Origin of the sequence: Streptomyces sp. NPDC096311 (assembly GCF_044763085.1) — a bacterium.
Lineage (GTDB): Bacteria > Actinomycetota > Actinomycetes > Streptomycetales > Streptomycetaceae > Streptomyces.
Genome location: NZ_JBIWFN010000014.1, coordinates 17,945 through 38,936, shown reverse-complemented (window position 1 = coordinate 38,936; position 20,992 = coordinate 17,945). Strand labels below are relative to the sequence as shown.

General features: G+C 69.6%; 19 protein-coding genes and 1 pseudogene. 6 read left to right on the top strand and 14 right to left on the bottom strand.

Features of this window, described 5'->3' with window-relative positions; genetic code table 11:
* Window positions 1–48: 48 nt before the first annotated feature.
* Window positions 49–2,496 carry a SpoIIE family protein phosphatase gene (locus ACIRA5_RS32115; RefSeq protein ID WP_403696664.1) on the top strand — a complete coding sequence of 816 codons (2,448 nt, stop codon included), beginning with the start codon at window positions 49–51 and terminating at the stop codon, window positions 2,494–2,496.
* A 12-nt stretch (window positions 2,497–2,508) separates the two neighbouring features.
* On the opposite strand, the gene ACIRA5_RS32110 is transcribed toward ACIRA5_RS32115, so the two are convergent.
* Entirely contained in the window at window positions 2,509–2,673 is a 165-nt protein-coding gene (locus ACIRA5_RS32110; protein WP_403696662.1) for a hypothetical protein, read from the bottom strand.
* A gap of 450 nt (window positions 2,674–3,123) precedes the next feature.
* Between ACIRA5_RS32110 and ACIRA5_RS32105 the strand changes: the two genes are divergently transcribed.
* Both ACIRA5_RS32105 and ACIRA5_RS32100 read left to right on the top strand, forming a co-directional pair.
* On the top strand, window positions 3,124–3,408 hold the full coding sequence (locus ACIRA5_RS32105; protein ID WP_403696659.1) for a hypothetical protein: 285 nt from the start codon (window positions 3,124–3,126) through the stop codon (window positions 3,406–3,408).
* Between the two features lie 318 nt (window positions 3,409–3,726).
* The gene (locus ACIRA5_RS32100) at window positions 3,727–4,191 is read left to right on the top strand and encodes a GNAT family N-acetyltransferase (protein ID WP_403696656.1); all 465 of its coding nucleotides are present in this window, start codon (window positions 3,727–3,729) and stop codon (window positions 4,189–4,191) included.
* 63 nt (window positions 4,192–4,254) lie between these two features.
* Here the strand turns inward: ACIRA5_RS32100 and ACIRA5_RS32095 are convergent.
* The 6 genes and pseudogenes from ACIRA5_RS32095 to ACIRA5_RS32070 form a co-directional block, all read right to left on the bottom strand.
* Window positions 4,255–4,392 (bottom strand): annotated as a pseudogene (locus ACIRA5_RS32095) (2Fe-2S iron-sulfur cluster-binding protein); the annotation flags it as partial.
* 163 nt (window positions 4,393–4,555) lie between these two features.
* Window positions 4,556–5,398, bottom strand: coding sequence for a YhjD/YihY/BrkB family envelope integrity protein (locus tag ACIRA5_RS32090; RefSeq protein ID WP_403696654.1), 843 nt, complete (start codon window positions 5,396–5,398; stop codon window positions 4,556–4,558).
* Between the two features lie 224 nt (window positions 5,399–5,622).
* Window positions 5,623–6,837, bottom strand: a complete 1,215-nt coding sequence (locus tag ACIRA5_RS32085) for a cytochrome P450 (protein ID WP_403696651.1) — start codon at window positions 6,835–6,837, stop codon at window positions 5,623–5,625.
* Window positions 6,838–6,883: 46 nt separating this feature from the next.
* Window positions 6,884–8,275 (bottom strand): NAD(P)/FAD-dependent oxidoreductase, encoded by a 1,392-nt coding sequence (locus tag ACIRA5_RS32080; RefSeq protein WP_403696649.1) that lies wholly within the window; start codon window positions 8,273–8,275, stop codon window positions 6,884–6,886.
* On the bottom strand, window positions 8,272–8,499 hold the full coding sequence (locus ACIRA5_RS32075) for a ferredoxin (protein ID WP_403696646.1): 228 nt from the start codon (window positions 8,497–8,499) through the stop codon (window positions 8,272–8,274). The genes ACIRA5_RS32080 and ACIRA5_RS32075 overlap by 4 nt, the downstream gene beginning before the upstream one ends.
* A 262-nt stretch (window positions 8,500–8,761) precedes the next feature.
* Window positions 8,762–9,292 carry a hypothetical protein gene (locus tag ACIRA5_RS32070; protein WP_403696643.1) on the bottom strand — a complete coding sequence of 177 codons (531 nt, stop codon included), beginning with the start codon at window positions 9,290–9,292 and terminating at the stop codon, window positions 8,762–8,764.
* A 194-nt stretch (window positions 9,293–9,486) separates the two neighbouring features.
* On the opposite strand from ACIRA5_RS32070, the gene ACIRA5_RS32065 reads away from it, so the two are divergent.
* Window positions 9,487–9,621, top strand: coding sequence for a hypothetical protein (locus ACIRA5_RS32065; RefSeq protein ID WP_403696640.1), 135 nt, complete (start codon window positions 9,487–9,489; stop codon window positions 9,619–9,621).
* Window positions 9,622–9,666: 45 nt separating this feature from the next.
* Here ACIRA5_RS32065 and ACIRA5_RS32060 read toward each other — a convergent pair whose 3' ends face one another.
* Window positions 9,667–11,304 carry a multicopper oxidase family protein gene (locus ACIRA5_RS32060; RefSeq protein ID WP_403696637.1) on the bottom strand — a complete coding sequence of 546 codons (1,638 nt, stop codon included), beginning with the start codon at window positions 11,302–11,304 and terminating at the stop codon, window positions 9,667–9,669.
* 28 nt (window positions 11,305–11,332) lie between these two features.
* Between ACIRA5_RS32060 and ACIRA5_RS32055 the strand changes: the two genes are divergently transcribed.
* Entirely contained in the window at window positions 11,333–11,863 is a 531-nt protein-coding gene (locus ACIRA5_RS32055; protein ID WP_403696634.1) for an iron chelate uptake ABC transporter family permease subunit, read from the top strand.
* On the opposite strand, the gene ACIRA5_RS32050 is transcribed toward ACIRA5_RS32055, so the two are convergent.
* Complete coding sequence (locus tag ACIRA5_RS32050; RefSeq protein ID WP_403696631.1) at window positions 11,790–12,830, bottom strand: NAD(P)-dependent alcohol dehydrogenase; 1,041 nt, start codon at window positions 12,828–12,830, stop codon at window positions 11,790–11,792. The two genes, ACIRA5_RS32055 and ACIRA5_RS32050, sit on opposite strands and share 74 nt — an antisense overlap.
* A 175-nt stretch (window positions 12,831–13,005) precedes the next feature.
* Here ACIRA5_RS32050 and ACIRA5_RS32045 point away from each other — a divergent pair, with 175 nt between their 5' ends.
* Complete coding sequence (locus ACIRA5_RS32045; protein ID WP_403696629.1) at window positions 13,006–13,896, top strand: helix-turn-helix domain-containing protein; 891 nt, start codon at window positions 13,006–13,008, stop codon at window positions 13,894–13,896.
* Window positions 13,897–14,031: 135 nt separating this feature from the next.
* On the opposite strand, the gene ACIRA5_RS32040 is transcribed toward ACIRA5_RS32045, so the two are convergent.
* The 5 genes from ACIRA5_RS32040 to ACIRA5_RS32020 form a co-directional block, all read right to left on the bottom strand.
* Complete coding sequence (locus tag ACIRA5_RS32040) at window positions 14,032–14,802, bottom strand: group II truncated hemoglobin (RefSeq protein WP_403696627.1); 771 nt, start codon at window positions 14,800–14,802, stop codon at window positions 14,032–14,034.
* A 50-nt stretch (window positions 14,803–14,852) separates the two neighbouring features.
* Window positions 14,853–15,095, bottom strand: coding sequence for a DUF397 domain-containing protein (locus tag ACIRA5_RS32035; RefSeq protein WP_403696624.1), 243 nt, complete (start codon window positions 15,093–15,095; stop codon window positions 14,853–14,855).
* A 162-nt stretch (window positions 15,096–15,257) separates the two neighbouring features.
* Window positions 15,258–18,560: a S8 family peptidase gene (locus ACIRA5_RS32030; RefSeq protein ID WP_403696621.1), complete on the bottom strand. Its 3,303-nt coding sequence runs from the start codon at window positions 18,558–18,560 to the stop codon at window positions 15,258–15,260.
* A gap of 203 nt (window positions 18,561–18,763) precedes the next feature.
* Entirely contained in the window at window positions 18,764–19,447 is a 684-nt protein-coding gene (locus ACIRA5_RS32025; protein WP_075032373.1) for an ABC transporter ATP-binding protein, read from the bottom strand.
* A gap of 29 nt (window positions 19,448–19,476) precedes the next feature.
* Window positions 19,477–20,946 (bottom strand): ABC transporter permease, encoded by a 1,470-nt coding sequence (locus ACIRA5_RS32020; protein ID WP_403696618.1) that lies wholly within the window; start codon window positions 20,944–20,946, stop codon window positions 19,477–19,479.
* Window positions 20,947–20,992 lie beyond the last annotated feature (46 nt).

The following is a 20,992-nucleotide window of genomic DNA, read 5'->3' as shown; positions in this document are numbered from 1 at the left end:
GGAGAGCGCGGGGAGGAACATCGGAGTCACGTAGGCAAGGTGGTGGCTATGGGGATGCCGTCGATGCATTTCAGCGAGAGTCCTGAGGATCCGTTCGCCCTCGGGCGCGGCGCCTCGGCCGTGCTCGACGATCGAGGCGCCGTGGTCGGCTGGAGCACACGTGCGCAGGAGCTGCTGGGCTATCCGGCCAAGGAAGTGATCGGACGGGCGTGGCAGGACCTCCTGGTGGACGCTCGTGACCTGCCTGTCGTGCGGTCCGTCGTCGTGGACGCCATGAGGACGGGGGGCTGGTTCGGGGTCCTGCCCGTCCGACACCGCGACGGACGGCGTATGGAAATGGGTTTCCGGGCCCGCGCGATCACTCGGGACGCGGACGGTCAGGAGTGGGTCCTGGTCGGAGCTCCCGCCGCGGAGGTCATTGCCTGGCAGCGGGACCGTGCGCTGCTGGACGGCCTGTACCGCCGGTCCCCGATCGGTCTGGTCACTTACGGCCCGGACAGCAGGGTGCTCCGGGTCAACCGTGCGGTCGAAAAGGCAAGCGGTGTCCCGGCCGAGGCGCCGGTGGGCCGTCGCCCTCGCGAATTCATGGTCGACGAGGACGCGGGTCCGACCGAAGAGCGGGTACGGCACGTCCTGGAGACCGGCGAGCCGTTGATCTTCACGGAGCAGTCGGCCCGGGCACGCCATGATCCGGGCCGGGAGCGGATCGTGTCCGTCTCGGCGTTCCGGATGGAAGACCCCGCGGGCCGGGTCCTCGGCGTGGCCGAGACGATCGAGGACGTGACCGACCGTCATCGGGCCCAACGCAGACTCGCCCTGCTGAACGAGGCAAGCGCCCGGATCGGAACCTCACTGGACGTGGCACAGACGGCCCGGGAACTGGCCGAAGTGGCCGCACACGGCCTCGCCGACTACTGCTCGGTGGACCTTCTGAAGCCGGTGACACTTGGTGACGAACCACCCCCCAGTGTGAGAGGTCTGCTGCTCCGAGTAGCCCTCTCACCCCCGGAACGCCGGGTCCCGTACCAGGAGGGCGAGGTGGTCCCGCTCCTTCCGGATTCCCCGCAGGCGCGGTGCCTGGCCGAGCGCCGCCCGATTCTCGACCGGCTGCTGTCCCTGCGCCCCGAGTGGTACGCCATGGACCGGCGGCGGATCGAGATAGCCATGGGTCTCGGCGTTCATTCGCTGATCGTGGTGCCCTTGGTGGCGCGCGGCCTGGTACTGGGCGTAGTGAGCCTGTGGCGCGTGCGCCACTCGGAGCCTTTCGAGGACGACGATGCCGCGGTGGCCCATGAGTTTTCCTCGCGTGCGGCCGTCTGCATCGACAACGCGCGCCGCTTCACCCAGCAGCAGAGCGCCGCCCTGACTCTGCAGCGCAGCCTGCTGCCGCGCGCGGTGTCCGACCTGCCGGCGGTCGAGGTGGCCTGCCGCTACCTCCCGGCGAGCGGTGAACCGGGCATCGGCGGTGACTGGTTCGACGTGATCCCGTTGTCAGGGGCCCGGGTCGCACTCGTCGTGGGAGACGTGGTCGGCCACGGGCTCCATGCCGCGGCCTCCATGGGCCGCCTGCGCGCCGCCGTGCGCACGCTGGCCAGCCTCGACCTGGAACCGGACGAGGTGGTGGCACGGCTGGACGACCTGGTCAGCCTGCTGGCCGCCGAGCTGGAGGCGAACGCCGACGGCAGCGGGGGGTCCACAGTGGACCAGATGCTCGGGGCCACCTGCGTGTACGCGGTCTACGATCCGGTCTCCCGGCGCTGCTCCCTGGCACGCGCCGGTCACCCGGCACCGATGCTGTCCCTCCCGGACGGCGAGGTGACCGTGCTCGACCTGCCCGCGGGTCCACCGCTGGGTCTGGGCGGGCTGCCCTTCGAGACGTACGACCTCGACCTCCCCGAGGGCAGCCTGCTCACGCTCTACACCAACGGTCTTCTGGAGGCGCGCAACGGCGACATCGACGCCGCGCTGGAGCACCTGCACGCATGCCTCACCCACGTTGCCGATCCTCTGGAAAGCACCTGCCACGCCGTGGTCGAAGCGCTGCTGCCGAAGGAGCACCTCCCCACCGACGACGTCGCACTGCTCGTCGCCCGTACCCAGGTGCTCCCGCCACAGGATGTCGCCATCTGGCAGCTGCCCCTGGAAGCGACCGCCGCTGCCCGTGCCAGGGAGCTGGCCACGGCGCAACTGACCGAATGGGGCCTGATGGAACTGGCCTTCACCACCGAGCTGGTCGCCAGCGAGCTCGTCACCAACGCCTACCGGTACGCGGCCGGCCCCGTCACCCTGCGCCTCATCCGTACGCACTGCCTGATCTGTGAGGTGTCGGACGCCAGCCACACGTCCCCTCACCTCCGACGGGCCCTCAGCACGGACGAGGGCGGACGCGGGCTCTTCCTGGTCGCGCAGCTCACGGAGCGGTGGGGCACCCGCTACAGCCACGACGGCAAGACCGTCTGGACAGAACAGCCTCTGCCGCACGCGTCACCCGCGTGACCAACTGCCCGCTCAGCGGGTTGGCATGCCTCCGTGCGGGCTGTCGACCACCAGGGGCAGTGACCCTTCGGCCAGGTAGAAGTGCCCGGGGAAGTAGTCGGTGTGGAGGTGACCGCCGTCCTCGTCCGTGGCCAGGGCCCGCAGATTCGGCGAGCACCGGCCTGCCGGCGGAGTCACCGCTGATCACAAGGATCTGCCGCTCGGCGTCCCGGCGGATGAGAACGCCGGGGCCGGAACTCTTCAGGACCTCGACCCCGGCCAGGGCGTCGCCGCCGGCCGAGTGGACGCTTCCTGCCGCCTCCCCGCTCTCGGGCAGCCAGGAGCCCTTCCACGGAAATCCTGCACTGCGACGAGTCCATGAGTCCGCGGTGTGGTACTCACCTGGCCCGGGGCATCACCCGAGAGCGGAGCGACCGACTGGCCCACGCACTCGGCACCTGGCCCGCCACATGAACGGCCCACCGGCTGCGGCGGTCCGAGTTCGACGCGAGGTCGGGACTACCGCCGTTCGGATCGCCCGAGGCGGCCCTTCAGGTGATTGCTGGACCCCTCATGAGCCGGGCGGCCATCACCGGGGTACGACGTCTCAGCAGAGGACGAACCCAGCACGCCGTGAGGAGCTTGGCGATGTACGCAGCAATCCGGCGGTACGAAGGAGTGACCGATTCGGCCGAGGCCGCACGTCTCGTGAACGAGGGGTTCGTGGCGCTCATGCGTCAGGTCCCCGGCTTCGTGGCCTACTACTGGATCGATACCGGGGACGGAGCAATGGTCTCGACGAGCGTCTTCCAGGACCGGGCCGGTGCCGACGAATCGATCGCGAGGGCCGCGGACTTCGTGCGGGACAACCTCGCGTCACTGCTCCCCAACGCTCCCCAGGTCATGGCCGGCGAGGTGGTGGCTTCCGCATGACAGCGTTCCGACCAGCCACCTGAGCTGGCCCAGCCGTGGATCCATGGCCATGGGGGATGGGCAGCTCGCCGCCTGGTGATCGCGTCGGCGGCGTGGTCGCTCGACGGCATTGCACGCGGCACTGCCGAAGACGCCCGGCTGGGCAGTGGCCGGGTGGTGGCCGATGGGCCGCTGCACCGGACGTCGCCCGATGAACTCGGCCAACAGTGTGGGGTCGCTCGCGGCACGATCTGGATCCGGCGACGCGCCCGGCGACGGAGGCGTACGACTCGCGCAAGGTGACACTGATCGGTCCCGGGCGATGGATAGGCTCACGGCATGGACGTCCGTGTGGAGATCGCCCGGGAAGCGAGTCAGGAACTCGTGGATGCCTTCGGCCGGCTGCTACCGCAATTGTCTTCGACGGCGGACCCGCTCGGTTACGAAGCAATCGACCGGATGGTGACGTGTGATGCCACCACGGTGCTCGTCGCCCGGACATCCGATGAGATCGTCGGCACCCTGACGCTGGTGCTCCTGCCCTTGCCGTCCGGCTTGCGAGCCCGTGTCGAAGACGTGGTCGTGGACAGCGTTGCGCGGGGCCGGGGAGTCGCAGGCCTCCTCACCCAGGAGGCCTTGCGGATTGCCCGGGAGGCGGGCGCCCGGACGGTCGATCTCACCTCCCGGCCGGATCGCGCGGCAGCGAACCGGCTTTACGAGCGTCTGGGCTTCCAGGCCCGGCAGTCGACGGTCTACCGCTTCCCGATCGACCGGGATGACTCCGGACCGGACGGGCGTAGCTGAGGACACCGGCTCCGGCGCGCGCGAAAATCGATGGCCGACGGGAAACGCCCGTGCCCACCCTGAGGCACCACAGGTGCCCTGGTCGCAGCCCTTCTTCGAGCCCGTGAGATCGAGATGCTCGCGCAGCGCGTCCAGCAGGCTCACGCGCGGCGCCGGCGCCACCACGTGGCCCTTTGCGTTCACCGAGAGGTTCACCCGCACCGCGTCCGGGCCGCGTGTCCCCACGGTGGGAGCCTCCGGCTACGGATGACAGCCCATGTCGATCGGGCACCGTCTTCTCCTCGCACCAGAAGTCCTTGGTCCGAGCCCTGTCCGCCCGTCGGGCCCCCGCAGCCGGAGGTGTCGGCCGCAAGGTCCCGCCCACTCAGTGGTTCGGGTCTTTGTTCTGATGGTGGGAAACCTGTTCGCGTGCCGTCCGCCACCGTGACCGGGTCTGCTCGACCACGCTGTCCCACTGTCGGTGGACCTCGTGGTCGGAAGGGCGGTGGCCCTGGCGGATCCGGCTGAGCTCGTCTTGTACTTCTCGTCCCAGTGCCGCCGACGCGACCAGGACGAGCATGGCTGCGAAGAGGGCGGAGAGCATCGCGAAGACGGCGCCGACCACCCCGTAGCGTGCGGCGGAGGAGTTGAAGAGGCGCGGCATGTAGAGGGTCGCGCCCACCGAATAGGCCACCGTCAGAACGGCGGCGGTGACGCCGAAGGGGAGCAGGTCCGGCCGGCTGATCCGCTTCGCCGACAGGATCCGGCCGCTCCAGACGAGGAACGCGGCGGTCACCGGTACCTGGCACACGGCGGCGGCCAGACCCAGCGCGCCCCCGCCAAGGAGCGCGGAGAGTGCCGCGGTGAGCACCCCGTAGCCGCCGAGAGTGAGGATCCACCACAGGCCGTTGCGTGTGTTGCGCACGCTGAGAGGTTTGAGTTCCCATGCCTGTTCGAAGAGCCGCTGCACGGCGCGCGCGAAACTCAGCACCGAGATCGTCAGAAACACGACCCCGAAGATGCCCACGCTCGCACTGGTGCCTTCGGCGGGAGAGAAGAGGGAGTTGACTGCCGTGGCGCCCGCTCCGGTGAGGCTGTAGCGCTTGATGATCCGCTCGGCGGCGTCGTAGTGCACGAGGTTGCCGAGGACGGCGCCGAGGAGGATGGAGAGCGGGATCAATGCCGTCAAGGCGCTGGACGCCAGGGCCATCGAGCGGTCGAAACCCACGATCTTCTGAAACCGGTTGATGACCCGCAAGGCGAAGGCGGGACGCAGCCAGAACGTCAGCGTTCTGACGAGGCGCTCTCGATTGATCCCCGCCGTGCTGCCCTCCGTGAAGATCGGGACCTGTGGGACGACGCGAGCCTAACGGACGGTTGCGGGACCGATGAGGGGCGACACGAGCGGCCACCTGCCGGGCTCGGGCGCGGTGCCGGTGCTCGAACGCGGTGTCATTTCTGGTCGACGAGCAGGTGGATGGGGCCTCGCAGGACGGGGCTGGGGCGGTACGGGGGTGGGTCGGTCACCAGGGTGGGGCCGGCCAGGCGGCGTACCAGTGCGGTCAGGGCGATCTGGGTTTCCAGTCGGGCCATCGGGCCGCCGAAGCACAGGTGGATGCCGCTGCCGAAACCCAGGTGCTGGTTGTCCTGGCGATCGGGGTCGAAGCGGTCGGGATCGTGGAAGCGGTCGGGGTCGCGGCTGCCCGAGGCGAGCATGAGCATGACCTTCGAGCCCTTGGGGATGACGGTGCCGCCGACGGAGATGTCGCTGTACGCCGCCCGCCACGGAATGATGTGCACGGGGGGCTCGTAGCGCAGCAGTTCCTCGACCAGCGGTACGACCAGGTCCGGTTCGGCGCGCAGCCGTTGCAGCACGTCAGGGCGGCGCAGCAGCGTCAGCATGCCGTTGGTGATGAGGTTGACGGTGGTCTCGTGGCCCGCGATGAGCAGCAGGTTGGCGGTGCTGACGATCTCGGCGTCGGTCATCCGCCCGTCGGGCCCGTCGTCGTTGGCCAGCCGTGTCAGAAGGTCGTCGCCGGGGTGGCCGTGGCGTTGTTCCAGCAGTCCGCCGAGGTAGTGGCGCAGGTCTTTGGTGGCCTGTATGCCGTTGTCCAGTTTCTCCTGCGGGTCGGTCTTGGGGTTGTAGTCGATCGAGTCGATGATGGCGTTCACCCACACGTGGAATCGCGGTTCGTCCTCGCGCGGCACACCGAGCAGGTGGCAGATCACGGTGACGGGGAACGGGTAGGCGAAGTCGTCGACGATGTCGATCCGCTGCTTGCCCGCGAAGTCGTCGATCAGACCGGCGACGATGGCCGTCAGGTCCGGTTCCATGCCGGTCACGAGGCCCGGGGTGTGCGGGGGGCCGAAGTGACGCATCGCCAGGCGCCGCAGACGGTCGTGCTCGGGCGGGTCGAGGTTGATGAACGCCGGCGTGGCACGTTCCTGCATCGCGGGCATCGGATGCGCCAGGTTGCGGACGTCGGAGCTCAGGTGCGGGTCGTGCAGGATGCCGCTGAGTTCGCGGTAGGTGCTGATGACGTAACTGCCGTCCTCCTGCAGGGCCACCGGCGTCCTGCGCAGCTCGGCGTAGAGCGGGTACGGGTCCGCCCGGTTCGCGTAGTCGAGGATCCGGGGCAGGATGTCGGGCGTCTCGGTCGTGGTCATGTCGCTTTCCCTCCTGGTCCCTCCCAGCGGTGCTGTCGCTTCCCTCCTAGCGGTGCTGCCGCATGGCAGTGACGCGCCGCTCGCCCGGGTCATGGCCGGTGACGACCACGGTGGCGCCCTGACCGAGCAGAGTGGGGCCCGGGAAGTCGACGGGCACCGGCTTCGCGTCGACGGGCTGGTCGGGCGTGGGGCAGGGGGGCGGGAAGGGCGCGGCCGTCTCGATCAGCCGCCGGTAGTGGTCCAGCCACTTCGCGTTGTTGAAGCTGACGGCCGCCGTGACGCGGCCCTGGTACCCGTAGGTGGCGACGAAGCGGTGGTCGGGCACGGATCCCTGGGTGACGACGACCTCGTCGGCGTAGGTCGGCACACCGACGGACTTGATGTTGACGCCGAACTGGATGGACCAGAACGTCGGGATGGTCAGGTGCGGCCAGCGGTCCGCCTGGGCGCTGACCATGTTGTGCGCGGCGATCTCCGCCTGCTCCACGGCGTTGGCCCAGTGTTCGAGCGAGATGAACCGGTACTCGTAGACCGGGTTCGGGCTGCGTGCCACGTCTCCGGCGACGAAGATGTCGTCGGTGACCAGGCCGTTGAGGTCGAAGGCGCGGCAGCCCGCGTCACAGGCGACTCCCCATATGCCCACCGCCAGTCCCGAGTCCCGCAGCCACTCGGTGTTGCGGATGCCCCCGAGCGCCACCACCGCCACGTCGGCGTCGACCGTGCTGCCGTCGTCGAAGTGGGCGCGGCGCAACCGCCCCTGCGCGTCGCCCTCCAGCTGGGTGACTCGGACACCGCAGCGCAGGTCGACGCCGTGCGCGCGCTGCATCTCCGCGGCGACCTCGCCGATCATCGCGCCGAGTCCCCCGACCAGCGGGGCCGGCGCGAGCTCGGCGACGGTCACCGGGATGTCGCGCTCGCGGCAGACAGAGGCGATCTCGGAGCCGGTGAAGCCCGCGCCGATGATCAGTACGCGGGAGGGCCCGGCGGCGACCGCCCGCTGCAGGCCCGCGGCGTCCTCGCGCGTGCGGACCACGAAGACACCGTCCAGCGCCGCCTCGGCCTCGACGGGCCAGGGCCGGGCCCGTACGCCGGTGGAGATCAGCATGCGGTCGAAGGGGACCGTGCGGCCGTCGGCGAGCCGTACGTGGTTGTTGGCCAGGTCCAGTCCGTCGGCGGGGACGCCCAGGAGCCACTCGGCGTCGATGTCACGACGCCGTGGCAGGGTGGTGCCGTCGGCCGGCACCCATCCGGTCAGTACCTGCTTGGACAGCGGGGGGCGGTCGTAGGGCTCCCCCAACTCGTCACCGATCATGGTCAGCTTCCCGGTGAACCCCTCGTCGCGCAGGGCCTCCGCGGCGCGCAGTCCCGCCAGTGACGCCCCGACGATCACGACGCGGCCGTCGCGCTTGAACCCCTGCAGGGTGTCGGCGGTGCTCATGACGGCGACGTCCCCACCGGCGCGTCCCGGCCCTCCAGCCGGTCGACCAGAATGGCCTGGACGGGGCAGGCCGCCGCGGCGCGCAACACCTGTTCGCGCTGGGCGTCGTCGGGGTTCGAGGCGTACATCAACGCTTCCTCGCCGTGCATCCGAAACGCGTCCGGTGCCAGGAACGCGCACTGCGCGTATCCCTGGCACCGGGAAAGATCAACGACAACTCTCATCCCGACCTCCTTGCGGGGACCGCGAAGCCGCGGGTCCTGAGGCAGCACTCCTACGGCGCCCGAAGCGCGAGGCACGCCTTCTTCGAAGACGCGGGGCACGCCTTCTTCGAAGAAAGGAGTCGGCAGGTCTCCGCAGGAAGAGTCGATCATCGCGAATGAGGCCTCGGCGTCTGCAAAACCGCCCGGAGAACCTGACCTTGCGGTCAAAAGCCTATCCCCGGCGCACGTCGTCCGCACGCCCGCCGCACGAGGGGGGCGGGCCTCAGAACACCCCGGTCATCCCCGCCACTCCGCCGATGAACGCGCTGAGCAGCATCAAGGCGCCCAGCGCACCGAGCAGCACCAGCAGCCCGCGCGGTACTCGACGCGCACCGCCCTTGCCGCAGACGACCAGGATCCCCAGCAGCAGCACCATGAGGCCGAGCAGGGAGATCGCCAGCCACCCGAACGAGGACGCGGTGCCCGTCTGCTCGTATCCGCCGGAGGCCACCCGCTGCAACGCGACCGTGTCGCCGACGGGCAGGTTCTTGCCGATCGAGGCGTTCGGGTCGACGACGGTGCCGTCGGAGGAGCGGAAGATGCCACTGCAGTGCGGATACCGGTGGCCCCCGACGTGTTCCCAGGCGCATGCTTCGATCCTGAGATGCCCCGGGGTGCCGGCCAGGCCCGTGGCGTAGGCGAAATGCGTTCCGGCGAACCAGGTCAGTCCGATGCCCGCGGCCACGAGAATGACGACCATGACCGCCGGACGGCCTGCCCGGACTCTTTCCCAGCGCCGGCCCCAGCCGTTCATCCGCTCTCCCCCGGAGTGTCAGCCCGGAACAACGCCCCGGTCGTCCCGGCCGCCCCAAGCTACGCTCCCGAGCGCGAGGTGCCGCCGTCGCCCCGGACACCGCGACAGCCCATGAGTCGGCCGAACCGCTTCCTCCGACACCCGGACCGAAGCGCCGCTGGTGGCAGCGCCGCGGCTGATGCCCGGAGGATGCGGTGGGCGGGCCCGCCCGCGGCTCGGGGCGGGGGAGCCACCTGCCGCACGGGCACCTGGCCCTGGTCCTCGCCGAACGCTTCGACGCGCCGACCGACTTCGGCGGCCTGTTCGGCCACCGCGTCTCCTTCCCCTAGCGGGGTTTCGCATGATCAGGTGACAACGCGTCGGTGGCTGGTGCCTCACTTCCGATAGCCGAGGATCGTCATCATGCCGGACTCCGAGTGGTACTGGTTGTGGCAGTGGAGCATCCACAGGCCCGGGTTGTCGGCGTAGAAGTCGACGACGAGTTTGTGGTGTGGCACCACGTGGGCGGTGTCCTTGCGGGCGCCGACCACGCCGAAGCCGGTGAGGGCGAAGGTGTGGCCGTGCAGATGCATGGGGTGCCACATGTTGGTGGCGTTGATGAGGGTCAGGCGGATCCGTTCGCCGTAGCTGACCGGGTGGCGTTGCTCGACGGAGTACGGCTTGTGGTCGAAGGCCCAGTCGAACTTCTTCATCCCGCCGGTCAGCCTGATGCGCAGCTCGCGGTCCGGTTCGTCGTCGCTGAGGGCCACGGAGTCGTCCGGCACCAGGCGTCTGGCCGGGACGAGCTTGCCGTCGAGTTCGTCCGGGTGCACGGAGGGGCGGGGATTGTCCCCACTGCCGGTGCGCAGGACGGCCAGGGCCCTGGCGTTCTTGCCCTCGGCGAGCGCGACCAGCGGGAACACCCCGTCCTTGGCGGTGATCAGCACGTCGTAGCGTTCGGCCATGCCGAGCAGCAGCGCGTCCGTCCTCGTGTGCTCGACGGGGTATCCGTCCGTGTGCGTGATCGTCATCTCGTGGCCGCCCAGCGCCACCCGGAAGGCGGTTTCGGCGCCGGCGTTGATGATCCGCAGCCGGATGCGGTCCCCCTTGCGGGCCCGGAAGACCGAAGGAGCCTTCGCGAGACGGCCGTTGACCAGGTAGAACGGGTAGTCGACGCTGCCTCCCTCGCTGTGCAGGATGCGGCTGTGGGAGTTCCGCAGGACGCGGGAGGGGCCATGGGGCTTCTCGTGGGCGGCCTTGTCATGAGCCTTGCCCCCGGGTTCGTCGTCCTCACCCATGCCCATGCCCGTCGCCATGCCCTTGCCGTCGAGCAGCTGTGCGAGCACACCGTCGGGGGTGGAGCCGGCCACACCGTCCACCCAGTCGTCCAGGACTACGACCCACTCCTTGTCGTAGGACAACGGCTCCCTGGGGTCCTCGACGATCAGCGGGGCGTACAGGCCGCGGTCGAGCTGCAGCCCCGAGTGCGAGTGCAGCCAGTACGTGCCCGGGTGCGTCACGGCGAAGCGGTAGTTGAAGTCGTCGCCGGACCTGATGGGGTGCTGGGTCAGGCCGGGCACTCCGTCCATGTCGCAGCGCATACGGACACCGTGCGAGTGCAGCGTCGTGGACACGGGCAGATGGTTGGCCAGGTTGAGATCGAGGATGTCGCCCGACTTGATCCGCACCTCCCTGCCGGGCAGCGAGTCGCCGTACGCCCATGACCTGACGGTCCGTCCGCCCAGGTCGAGGGTGGTCTCGGCGGCCGTGAGGTTGAACGAGCGGACGGGGCCGGAACCACGTTTCCTCTCGACGGCGAGGACCTCGGGATCGGACGGATTCACGTACCCCTTGGGTCCCCTGGGAATGAAAGGCCTGCCGCCGTGACCGACTCCGCTCCCCTGGTGCTCGCCCGGCCCGGGGTGCGAGCCGGGTCCGGAGGAGGAGTCGGACCCGGAGCAGCCGGCCAGGAGTCCCGAGCCGGCGGCCGCGATCGAGGCACCGAGCACGGTGCGCCGCGTAGGTGTGTGCATGAATGAATAACACACGTTTTACGCTGATATGTCCTCGAACCCGGCGCGGCGTGTCCCCCATCGGAGCAGACCTCGTCACCCCGAAGGCACCCCGAAAGGCACCGCGAAAGGCCTGACCGTGCTCGGGGCGGTGCTCGCCGCGGTCGCGACCGGCGCGGCGGGCGCGGCGGGCCCGGTCGGCTTCGTCGCCCTCACCGGGCCCCGACTGGCCCGCCGCCTCACCCGCACCCCGCAACTCCCCCTCGCCGCCTCCGCCCTGACGGGCGCGCTGATCGTGGTGGGCGCCGACCTGGTGGCCCGCACGCTGGTGCCGCCGCTGGAGATCCCGGTCGGGGCCGCTCACGTCCCTGGTGGGCGGTCCCTGTCTGCTGTGGCTGCTGGGCAGGTCGGGCCGCCGCTGACGGGATCGCCGTACCTACGGTGGAAACACCGAGGGCGCCTACCGGTCGTACGACCGGTAGGCGCCCTGCGAACTCCGTCCGCGACTAGATGGTGGCGGTGTCGATCACGAAGCGGTAGCGGACGTCACTCGTCAGCACCCGCTCGTAGGCGTCGTTGATCTCGGATGCGCTGATCAGCTCGATCTCGGCGCCGAAGCCGTGCTCGGCGCAGAAGTCCAGCATCTCCTGGGTCTCCTGGATGCCGCCGATACCGGAACCGGCGAGGGTCTTGCGGCCGCCGATCACGGAGAAGAGGTTGAGCTTGACGGGCTCCTCCGGGGCGCCCACGTTCACGAAGGCGCCGTCCGTCCTCAGCAGGGACAGGTAGGCGTCCAGGTCCAGCGGGGCGGACACGGTCGACAGGATCAGGTCGAAGGTGCCGCGCAGTTCCTCGAAGGTCTTCGGGTCGCTGGTGGCGTAGTAGTGGTCGGCGCCCAGCTTCAGCCCGTCGTCCTTCTTGCGCAGCGACTGCGACAGGACGGTCACCTCGGCACCGAGCGCGTCCGCGATCTTGACGCCCATGTGGCCGAGGCCGCCCATGCCGAGGATCGCGACCTTCTTGCCGGGGCCGGCGTTCCAGTGCTTGAGCGGGGAGTACGTGGTGATGCCGGCGCAGAGCAGCGGCGCGGCCACGTCGAGGGAGATGCCGTCGGGGATACGGACGGTGTAGTTCTCGTCGACGACGATCTTCTCGGAGTAGCCGCCGTAGGTCGGCTCGCCGTTCTTGTCGAGGGCGTTGTACGTGCCGACGCCGCCTCCGGTGCAGTACTGCTCCAGGCCGGCCTTGCAGTTGTCGCACTCGCGGCAGGAGTCGACGAGACAGCCGACGCCCACGCGGTCGCCGACCTTGAACTTGGTGACGCCGGAGCCGACCTCGGAGACGATGCCGGCGATCTCGTGACCCGGCACCATCGGGAAGATCGCCTCACCCCAGCCCTCCCGGGCCTGGTGGATGTCCGAGTGGCAGATACCGGCGAACTTGATGTCGATCAGGACGTCGAACTCACCGACCGGGCGGCGCTCGATGGTGGTGCGCTCCAGCGGAGCCTTGGCGGCGGGAGCGGCGTACGCAGCAACAGTGGTCATGCCGGGGGTTCTCCTAAGGAGTGATATGTCCTGTGCCCGGCTGCCTTCGGTCGGGCACGCTGTACAGCTTGCCCGAGCGGAGAGCCTTCACCCAGGTCACGGCTTTGCGTACGTCCGCTGGTCCTACTACTGGCGGGGTCAGGTTCACCGGCGTACGACCATGAATACTGGACGTATGGACGAACAGCCCTCCCCGCCCCTGGACCGGCGTGCCGAGCTCAGCGAGTTTCTGCGCACCCGCCGGGCCCGGCTGAAGCCGGAGGACGTGGGGCTTCCCGACTTCGGCCGGCACCGCCGGGTGCCCGGACTGCGGCGCGAGGAGCTGGCGCAGCTGGCCGGGGTGTCCGTGGCGTACTACACGCGCCTGGAACAGGGCAACGGACGGAACGTGTCGGCGGAGGTGCTCGACGCGATCGCCCGCGCCCTGCGGCTGACGGACGCCGAGCACGCGCATCTCACGCACCTCGCGAAGCCCAAGGCGCACAAGAAGAAGCAGCCGGCACGGCCGCAGCAGGTACGGGGGGCGCTGCGGCAGCTGCTGGACGCGTTGGACGGCGTTCCCGCATACGTGACCGGGCGGCGCTCCGACATCCTCGTCTGGAACCGGATGGCGGCGGCCGTGTTCGGTGACTGGTCGGAGCTGGCGCCGCAGGAGCGGAACTGGGCGCGGATGGTGTTCCTGAAGCCCGAGTACCGCGACCTGTACGTGGAATGGGAGCAGAAGGCGATCGACATCGTCTGCCTGCTACGCATGGACGCGGGCTGTCACCCGGACGACCCCCAGCTGTCGACGCTGGTCGGCGAGCTCTCCGTGAAGAGCGAGGACTTCCGTCGGCTGTGGGCCACACACGACGTGAAGGAGAAGAGTCACGGCGTGAAGCGGCTGCGGCATCCGCTGGTGGGTGACCTCGCGCTGCACTTCGAGTCCTTCCGGCTGGCCGACGACAGCGAGCAGTCACTGGTCACCTACCACGCGGAGCCGGGGTCCGCCTCGGCGGAGGCCCTGCGCCTGCTGGCCAGCTGGGGCACGGACGCGACCCGCGCGGGCGCGAGCACGCCCACGTAGCGCCGGCCCGCTTCCCGGGGCTGCGCCCCGGACCCGGGTGCGTTCTTCGACTGTGGGCCCGTGGGGGCTGGTCGCGCAGTTCCCCGCGCCCCTGAAAGCCTCCGGGCGGCGCGGGTGGCCAAGGAAACCCGGTCGTCAGGGCTGGTACGGCGGGGCCGCTCCCCACGTCCACCTCGGTACCGGCTGGTCTCCCGGAGGGGTCGCGTCGGGGCCGGAGAAGTGGACGGCCAGGCGCGTGCCCCATTCCGCGTAGGCGAGGAAGGCGGAGCGGAACTCGGCGTCCGTGGGCAGGCCCGCGTCGTCCGCCGCGTCCTGGAGCAGGTTGACCCACCGGCGGCGCTGCACCTCGGTGATGTTCTTGCCGAAGTGTTTGGCGACCATGTGGTCATGGCCGCCCTGGGTCTCGGAGTAGGCGGGCGGCCCGCCGAAGACCTCGCCGAGCCAGAGGGCGACATGCATCGCGTGTTCGGGGGCCAGGCCCTCGAACACCGGTGCGAGGACATCGTCCTTGACGACCTTGGCGTAGAACGCCTCGGAAAGGCGGGCGAAGGCCTCGGCGCCCCCGGCCCAGGCGTAGAGAGTGGGGACCGCCGCGCCCGGGCCCCGTACCGTCGTCGGCGCGTAGTGGCGCATCTCCTCGATGTAGGGGATGTAGGGCTGGATCTCGGCGTAGAAGGCGGGGAACAGCTCCGACTTCCGGAATCCCTCGACGTGGTCCTCGGTCGAGGTCCAGGTGATCCGCAGGACGAAGTGCTCGAAGTCCTCCTCGCAGCGCGCCAGCTCGTAGTCCACGCAATGCGGCGACGCGGCGAGCTGGGCCGCGGCCCGCGTGTAGGCGGCCAGGAACTCCGCGGACTTCTCCTCGGGAATGCGGTAGCGGATGTACTCGACAGTCGATTCGGTCATACCTCCCACACAAACACGGAGGGCCCGCCGGACGCTCTCCTTCCGGCCCCTCAGCAGGTCGGCCCGTCGCCCTCGAGCGCCACGACGAAGGGGGCCCAGGCGTACGCGGGGAGGATGAGGGCCGGGCCCTCGGGGACCTTGGAGTCACGGACGGGGACGAGGCCCGGGAGTCCGTCGGCGCATGACCTTCGCGGTCCCCGCCAGGGGGCAAGGGCTTGGGGGTCACTGCGGTCCGCGCGGGCGCGGCGGGGCGGTGGTCTCGCGCAGGACGAGGCGGATGGGCATCTGCACATGCCTCATCGTCACCGAGAACGGTATCGCCACCGACAACGACACCCGCCGCATCGACTGCACCATCGGAGCACACCAGAAACGGGCCCTTCGAGAGTGACTCCTCGAAGGGCCCGCCCTTGCCGCTGTGCGCCGGTACTCCGGCCTCGGCTACGTACTGGCGGTCACTTTCCGTAGTACGCGTTGTAGATCGAGACCGTCGACTTGTTGCCCTGCTTGTCGGTGATCTTCGCGTGGAAGGAGATGCCCTTCCCCTTCGCCGGGTTCTTGACGGTGATCTTGCCGTTCTTGACCTTGAGCATCTTCCAGGTCTGGCCGTAGTCGTACGAGACGTAGACGTACAGCGACTTGAGGTTCTTGCCCGCGGCCGAGCCCTGCACGGAGACCGGGATCGTGACCGTCTTGCCGGCCGCGACACGGCTGTCGAGGCCGGTGGCGGCGTTGAAGCGGACCGTGGAGGTGGGCAGCTTCGCGAAGTCGGCCTTCTTGGACTTGAAGGTCCAGCTGGCGTCGATCCGCGTGGAGGCCGCGGCGACCTTCACCGTGCGCTTGACCGAGGTCGTGAGCTTGTAGGTGGCCTCGGCGGCCGGGACCTTGAACTCCTTCATCCCCACGAGCGGGTCGTCGTTCGAGCCGACCTTCGCGCCGTTGCGGTACAGCGTCGTCGTCACGGAGGTGTACAGCGAGGAGCCGGGGTGACCGCTCCCGTCGGCGAACAGCGGCAGGTAGCCCGAGATGCTGTTGCCGTCCCGGAAGACGCCGTAGTCCGCGTTGATCTTCGGACCGAAGACGGCCGTGTTGTACGTCCTCGTGTAGCTCTTGCCCGCCTTGAAGGTCTGCGGGTAGTCGTCCGTGTAGTAGGCGTCGATGATCGGGGTCCCGGTGGCGTCGACGCCCGCGTCCTGCTCCAGGTCGAACGCCCACTGGACCTTCTCACCGGTCGACACGTACAGCGTGCGCGAGGCCGGCAGCGTCTGGGGGACCCCGACGCTCATGCTGTCGTCGTCGGGCAGGAAGCCGTACGCGGTGACCGCGCCCGTCTTGCCGGAGGCCGCGGCCCCGAGGTTGGCCTTCACCTTGGCCAGCTCGCTCGCCTTGTAGTGCTTGACGTGCGCGCCCTGGAGCTTGGTGGTCCTGGTGCCGGTGAAGGTGTCGTACTCGGTGCCCGCACCCTTGGTCCACTGTCCGGACCAGCTCTGGAAGAGGCCGGAGGAGACCGCCGGGCCGACGTGCGCCACGCGCACGTCCTGGAAGGAGGCAAGGCCGATGCCGGTGCCGAGGCCGGTGGCGTCGTCGAAGTAGTTGACGACTGCCGACAGCGGCTTCGCCCCCGCGTCCGGCACCGTGATGTCGGCGCCCTTGGCGGTACGGGCGTCGAGGGTCACCGTGGTGTTCTTGGTGACGCTCAGCCGGGGCTGGATCAGCCAGTCGACCCCGCCCTTCGCCTCGACCAGGTCCTTCACGAAGAGGGAGTTGAGCACGTACTTGCCCTTGGGAACACGCAGGGTCGCGGTGTCGGCCGTGCTCTGCGACGTGTAGTCCCGGGCCTCGCCGACGCCGGAGTAGCCCTCCAGGTCGGTGAGGTGCGTGGGCGTCTCACCGGCGCGGTTGACGTACTTGAGGGTGACGTCGTACGACTCCACCTCGCGCTCGACCGCGACGGCCGTGCGCACGGCCTGGCCGCCGCCGCTCGCCGTCACATACGCCGAGTACGCGCCGTCGAGGGTGCCCCCGAGCTTCGTGTTCGTGGTGACGTCGACAGCGGCCTTGCCGCCCGCCGGGACGGTGAGCGTCTTGGCGCCGAGCGCGAAGAAGCCCGCCGGAGCCGCCTGGCCCTTGGGGTTGGTCGCGGAGATCGCCAGGGTCAGGGTGACGTCCTTCGTACCGAGGTTGCGGTACGTCAGCTGCTTGGTCGTCGCCGTGTCGTCGGTGTGCGGCCACTGCGCGACACCGAAACTCACCGACGACGGGTCGGCGAGCACGGTCTGCTTGATCGCCTTGTCGACGGCGATCCGGCCCGAACCCTGCTGGAACGGCGTGTACGTGCCGCCCTTCGCGGAGCCCGTCAGCGCGCTCTTGAGCTCGGTGTACGTCCAGTCCGGGTGTTCCTGCTTGAGGATGGCCGCAGCGCCCGCGACATGCGGGGTCGCCATCGACGTACCGGAAATGGTCAGGTAGCCCGCGGGCTTCTCGCCGACCTCCTGGTCGATGAGGCTGCCCGGGGCCGCCGCCGCCGTGATGTCCACGCCGGGCGCGGTGACGTCCGGCTTGATGGCGCTGTCGCCGACGCGCGGGCCGGTGCTGGAGAAGTCCGCCAGCTTGTCGTGGTCGTCGACGGCGCCGACGGTGAGCGCGGCGTCCGCGCTGCCGGGGGAGCCGATCGACTCGGGGCCCTCGTTGCCCGCCGCGATCGCGAAGAGGATGCCCTTCTCGGCCGAGAGCTTGTTGACCTCGGCCTCCAACGGGTCGATGTCGGGGGTGTCCTGGCCGCCCAGGCTCAGGTTCACGATGTCGGCGCCCTGCTCGGCCGCCCACTCCATGCCCGCGAGGATGTTGGAGTCGTCGCCACTGCCGGTGTCGTCGAGGACCTTGCCGTTGAGGATCTTCGCGCCGGGCGCGACACCCTTGTACTTGCCGCCCGACTTGGCGCCGGTGCCCGCCGCGATGGACGCGACGTGGGTGCCGTGGCCGAAGTGGTCGGTGGCGTCGGCGGCGGTGGAGAAGTTCTTGGACTCGATCACCTGGGTCTTGAGGTCCGGGTGGCTCGCGTCGACGCCGGTGTCCAGGACGGCGATCTTGACGCCCTTGCCGTCGTATCCGGCCGCCCATGCCGTGGGGGCGCCGATCTGCGGCACGGACTTGTCGAGGCTCGCCTTGCGGACGCCGTCCAGCCAGACGTGCGCGATGCCGGAGGCCGTCTTCCCGTCGTCGGTGACCGCGGACCACAGCTCGGCCGCGTCCCGCTGCGGCGTCTGCACCGCGTCCGCGTTCAGGGCCTTCAGGCTCCTGCGGAGCGTGCCGGCGTCGCGCACGTCGGCCTTGGCGGCCGCCGCGGCTCCTCGGTAGCCGACGATCACCTTCAGGCCCCGCTGCTGGGACTTGCGGACCGCCGCCTTGTTGAGCTCGGTGACATCGAAGAGCCGCCGGTCGAGCTTGCCGCCGGCTATGAGCGCCTGGGCGTCGGCCGGCACCACCAGGGTGTGGCCGTCGGCCTTGCGGATCTGCACGGGCACGTGCTCGCGGCCCTTGGCCCGCTCGAAGCCGACGACGCGCCCCTTGGCGTCGACGACCACCCGGTCACCGGTGATGAGGGTGATGCGGTGCTTGGCCGTGATCCCGGCCGCTTTCCCGGCCGCGGACACGCCCGCCGTGCGCTGCTCCGCCCGCGCGGACGCCGGGCTGGTCATACCCGCCGCCAGTGCCACGGACGCCGCCATCGCGATGGTCGCCGCGCACGCTCTTTTCACTTGTCTGCGCAAGTCTCCCCCTGGAGATCAGGTCCGGACGAATCCCCGTTCATCCGGTCGGGGGAAGCCTCGTACGCATGCACGTACACCCCCCGGAATACGCAAGTATGCCCGGGGGGTGATAGCCCCCTCAATAGCGGGGCGAGGGTGAAGAGTTGACGGAGTTGTTCCGCTAAGCCCCCGCACGCTCCTTTTGCGCTTCTTTAAGCACCCGCGTTTTCCTTGACGGAGATCTTCCCCTTGCGAATCGTCGCGAGGCGCGGGGCCTTCTTCGCGATCGAGGAATCGTGCGTGACCATGATGAAAGTGAGCCCGTGCTCCTTCCACATGGCCTCGAGCACCTCCATGATCTCGTCACGCATGGACTCGTCGAGGTTGCCGGTGGGCTCGTCGGCGAGCAGCACCTTCGGCTGCTTGACCAGGGCACGAGCGATCGCGACACGCTGCTGCTGGCCACCGGAGAGCTCGGCGGGCAGATGCCCGAGCCGCTCGGCGAGTCCCACCGACTCCAGTGCGTCGGCGGCCCGTTGCCGCCGTTCCTTCACCTTCACACCGAGGGGCACGAGGGCGGTCTCCACGTTTTCCTGGGCGGTGAGCGTGGGAATCAGGTTGAAGCTCTGAAAGACGAATCCGATGTTCTCGCTGCGCACTTTGGTGAGCTTCGCCTCGGACAGTTTGGCCATGTCCGTGCCGTCGAGTTCGACACTGCCCGCGGTGGGCCGGTCAAGACCGCCGAGCATCTGGAGAAGGGTGGATTTCCCGCCACCGGTGGGGCCCTGGATGACGAGCCGGTCGCCGTCCGCGATGGTCAGGTCGACCCCGGCGAGCGCGTCGACCGTCTCCTTGCCCCGGGTGTAGCGCTTGGTGACGCCTCTGAGTTCGTACATGGTGCAACTCCTGGATGAGGTGGCTGGGCCTATTCGACGCGGCGCAGGGCGTCCGCGGGGCGGAGTCGGGAGGCGCGCCAGCCGCCGAAGGCGCCGGCGATCAGACCACCGGTGATGGCGAGGGCCACCGCGCCGACGATGGTGCCGAGGCTGACGGGCGCGGTGAGCCCGACGTCGAGGGCCTTGGCCGCGGCCTGTCGGCCGGGACCGCCGAAGCCGCCACCGCCGCCACCGGGGCCGCCCTGGCCTCCGCCGCCGCCCGAACCGCCCACCTGCGCCTGCAGGGTGGGGCTGATCTCGGTGACGACGTAGGCGCCCGCGAGGCCGATCGCGATACCGAGGGCGCCGCCGACCAGACCGTTGACCATGGCCTCGCCGACGACCTGCCGGGTCACCCGGCCCGACTTCCAGCCGAGCGCCTTGAGGGTGCCGAACTCGCGCACGCGCCGGGAGACGGCCGAGGAGGTGAGCAGGCCGGCGACCAGGAACGCGGCCACGAGCACCGCGATGGACAGCCACTTGCCGACGTTCGACGCGAGGCTGGAGGCGGTGGAGAGGGAGCCGGAGACGGTGGACGCGAGGTCCGCGGAGGTGGTGACCGTGGTCCCCGAGATGTTCTTCTGGATGGTGCTCTTCACGCTGGAGATCTGCTGCGAGTCCGACGCCTTGACGTAGATCGTGGTGACCTTGTCCTTGGAGCCGCTGAGCGTCTGCGCCTGCTTGAGCGGGATGTAGAGGTTGGCCGCCGCGTCACCGCTGTCGGGCGTGGCGATGCCGATGACCTTGTACTTGACGCTCTTGATGGTGACGGTGGAACCGACCTTGAGCTTCTTCTCCTTGGCGTACGAGACGTCGGCGACGACCACCTTGGCATCGGTCTCGGACGTCTGGAACGTACGACCGCTGGTGATCTTCGAGGAGGTCAGCGGGCCGAGGGCGGGCTTGGTGACGTCGGTGCCGTACACCGAGTAGTTGTTGACGTCGAAGTTGGCGCCGCCGCCCTCGACACGGCCCTGCGGGGACTGCTGGGCGTTCGGGCGCCCACCCCCCTGGCCGGTGCCGCCGTTCTGGTTCTGCTGGAACTGACCCCGCGTGAACTGGCCGTTGATCCTGATGACCTGGAGGCTCAGTCCGCCGACGGAGTCCGCGACGCCCTTCTGGGAGTCGACCTTGGTGACCGTGGACGCGGCCAGGGTCTGGAAGCCCTGCACCATGACGCGGTCGCTGCTCTGCTCCTTGGTGGAGCCGTTGTCGTTCGCGTCGAAGTTGAAGCGCGGGCGCTGGCTGGTGCTCGTCGCCGGCGCCGCCGCCTTGGTGACGGTCATGTCCGTACCCAGTCCGTACAGCGACTGGAGGACCTTGCCCTGCGCCTTCTCCATGCCGGACGACACGGAGCTGACCACGATGACCAGGGCGATGCCCAGGGCGAGTCCGGAGGCGACGACGAGCGCCGCCTTCCTGCGGCGGCGCAGTTCGCGCCTCAGGTAGGTGAAGAACATGGCGGAAAGCTAGGTACGGCGCGTGATGGCGCGATAAGCCCCGCAT

Bases quoted from the DNA above. Each gene is read 5' to 3' on its own strand.
- ACIRA5_RS32115 (WP_403696664.1), top strand. From the start codon at position 49: ATGGGGATGCCGTCGATGCATTTCAGCGAGAGTCCTGAGGATCCGTTC.
- ACIRA5_RS32105 (WP_403696659.1), top strand. From the start codon at position 3,124: ATGTACGCAGCAATCCGGCGGTACGAAGGAGTGACCGATTCGGCCGAG.
- ACIRA5_RS32100 (WP_403696656.1), top strand. From the start codon at position 3,727: ATGGACGTCCGTGTGGAGATCGCCCGGGAAGCGAGTCAGGAACTCGTG.
- ACIRA5_RS32085 (WP_403696651.1), bottom strand. From the start codon at position 6,837: ATGACCACGACCGAGACGCCCGACATCCTGCCCCGGATCCTCGACTAC.
- ACIRA5_RS32080 (WP_403696649.1), bottom strand. From the start codon at position 8,275: ATGAGCACCGCCGACACCCTGCAGGGGTTCAAGCGCGACGGCCGCGTC.
- ACIRA5_RS32075 (WP_403696646.1), bottom strand. From the start codon at position 8,499: ATGAGAGTTGTCGTTGATCTTTCCCGGTGCCAGGGATACGCGCAGTGC.
- ACIRA5_RS32070 (WP_403696643.1), bottom strand. From the start codon at position 9,292: ATGAACGGCTGGGGCCGGCGCTGGGAAAGAGTCCGGGCAGGCCGTCCG.
- ACIRA5_RS32060 (WP_403696637.1), bottom strand. From the start codon at position 11,304: ATGCACACACCTACGCGGCGCACCGTGCTCGGTGCCTCGATCGCGGCC.
- ACIRA5_RS32055 (WP_403696634.1), top strand. From the start codon at position 11,333: ATGTCCTCGAACCCGGCGCGGCGTGTCCCCCATCGGAGCAGACCTCGT.
- ACIRA5_RS32050 (WP_403696631.1), bottom strand. From the start codon at position 12,830: ATGACCACTGTTGCTGCGTACGCCGCTCCCGCCGCCAAGGCTCCGCTG.
- ACIRA5_RS32045 (WP_403696629.1), top strand. From the start codon at position 13,006: ATGGACGAACAGCCCTCCCCGCCCCTGGACCGGCGTGCCGAGCTCAGC.
- ACIRA5_RS32040 (WP_403696627.1), bottom strand. From the start codon at position 14,802: ATGACCGAATCGACTGTCGAGTACATCCGCTACCGCATTCCCGAGGAG.
- ACIRA5_RS32035 (WP_403696624.1), bottom strand. From the start codon at position 15,095: ATGTGCAGATGCCCATCCGCCTCGTCCTGCGCGAGACCACCGCCCCGC.
- ACIRA5_RS32025 (WP_075032373.1), bottom strand. From the start codon at position 19,447: ATGTACGAACTCAGAGGCGTCACCAAGCGCTACACCCGGGGCAAGGAG.
- ACIRA5_RS32020 (WP_403696618.1), bottom strand. From the start codon at position 20,946: ATGTTCTTCACCTACCTGAGGCGCGAACTGCGCCGCCGCAGGAAGGCG.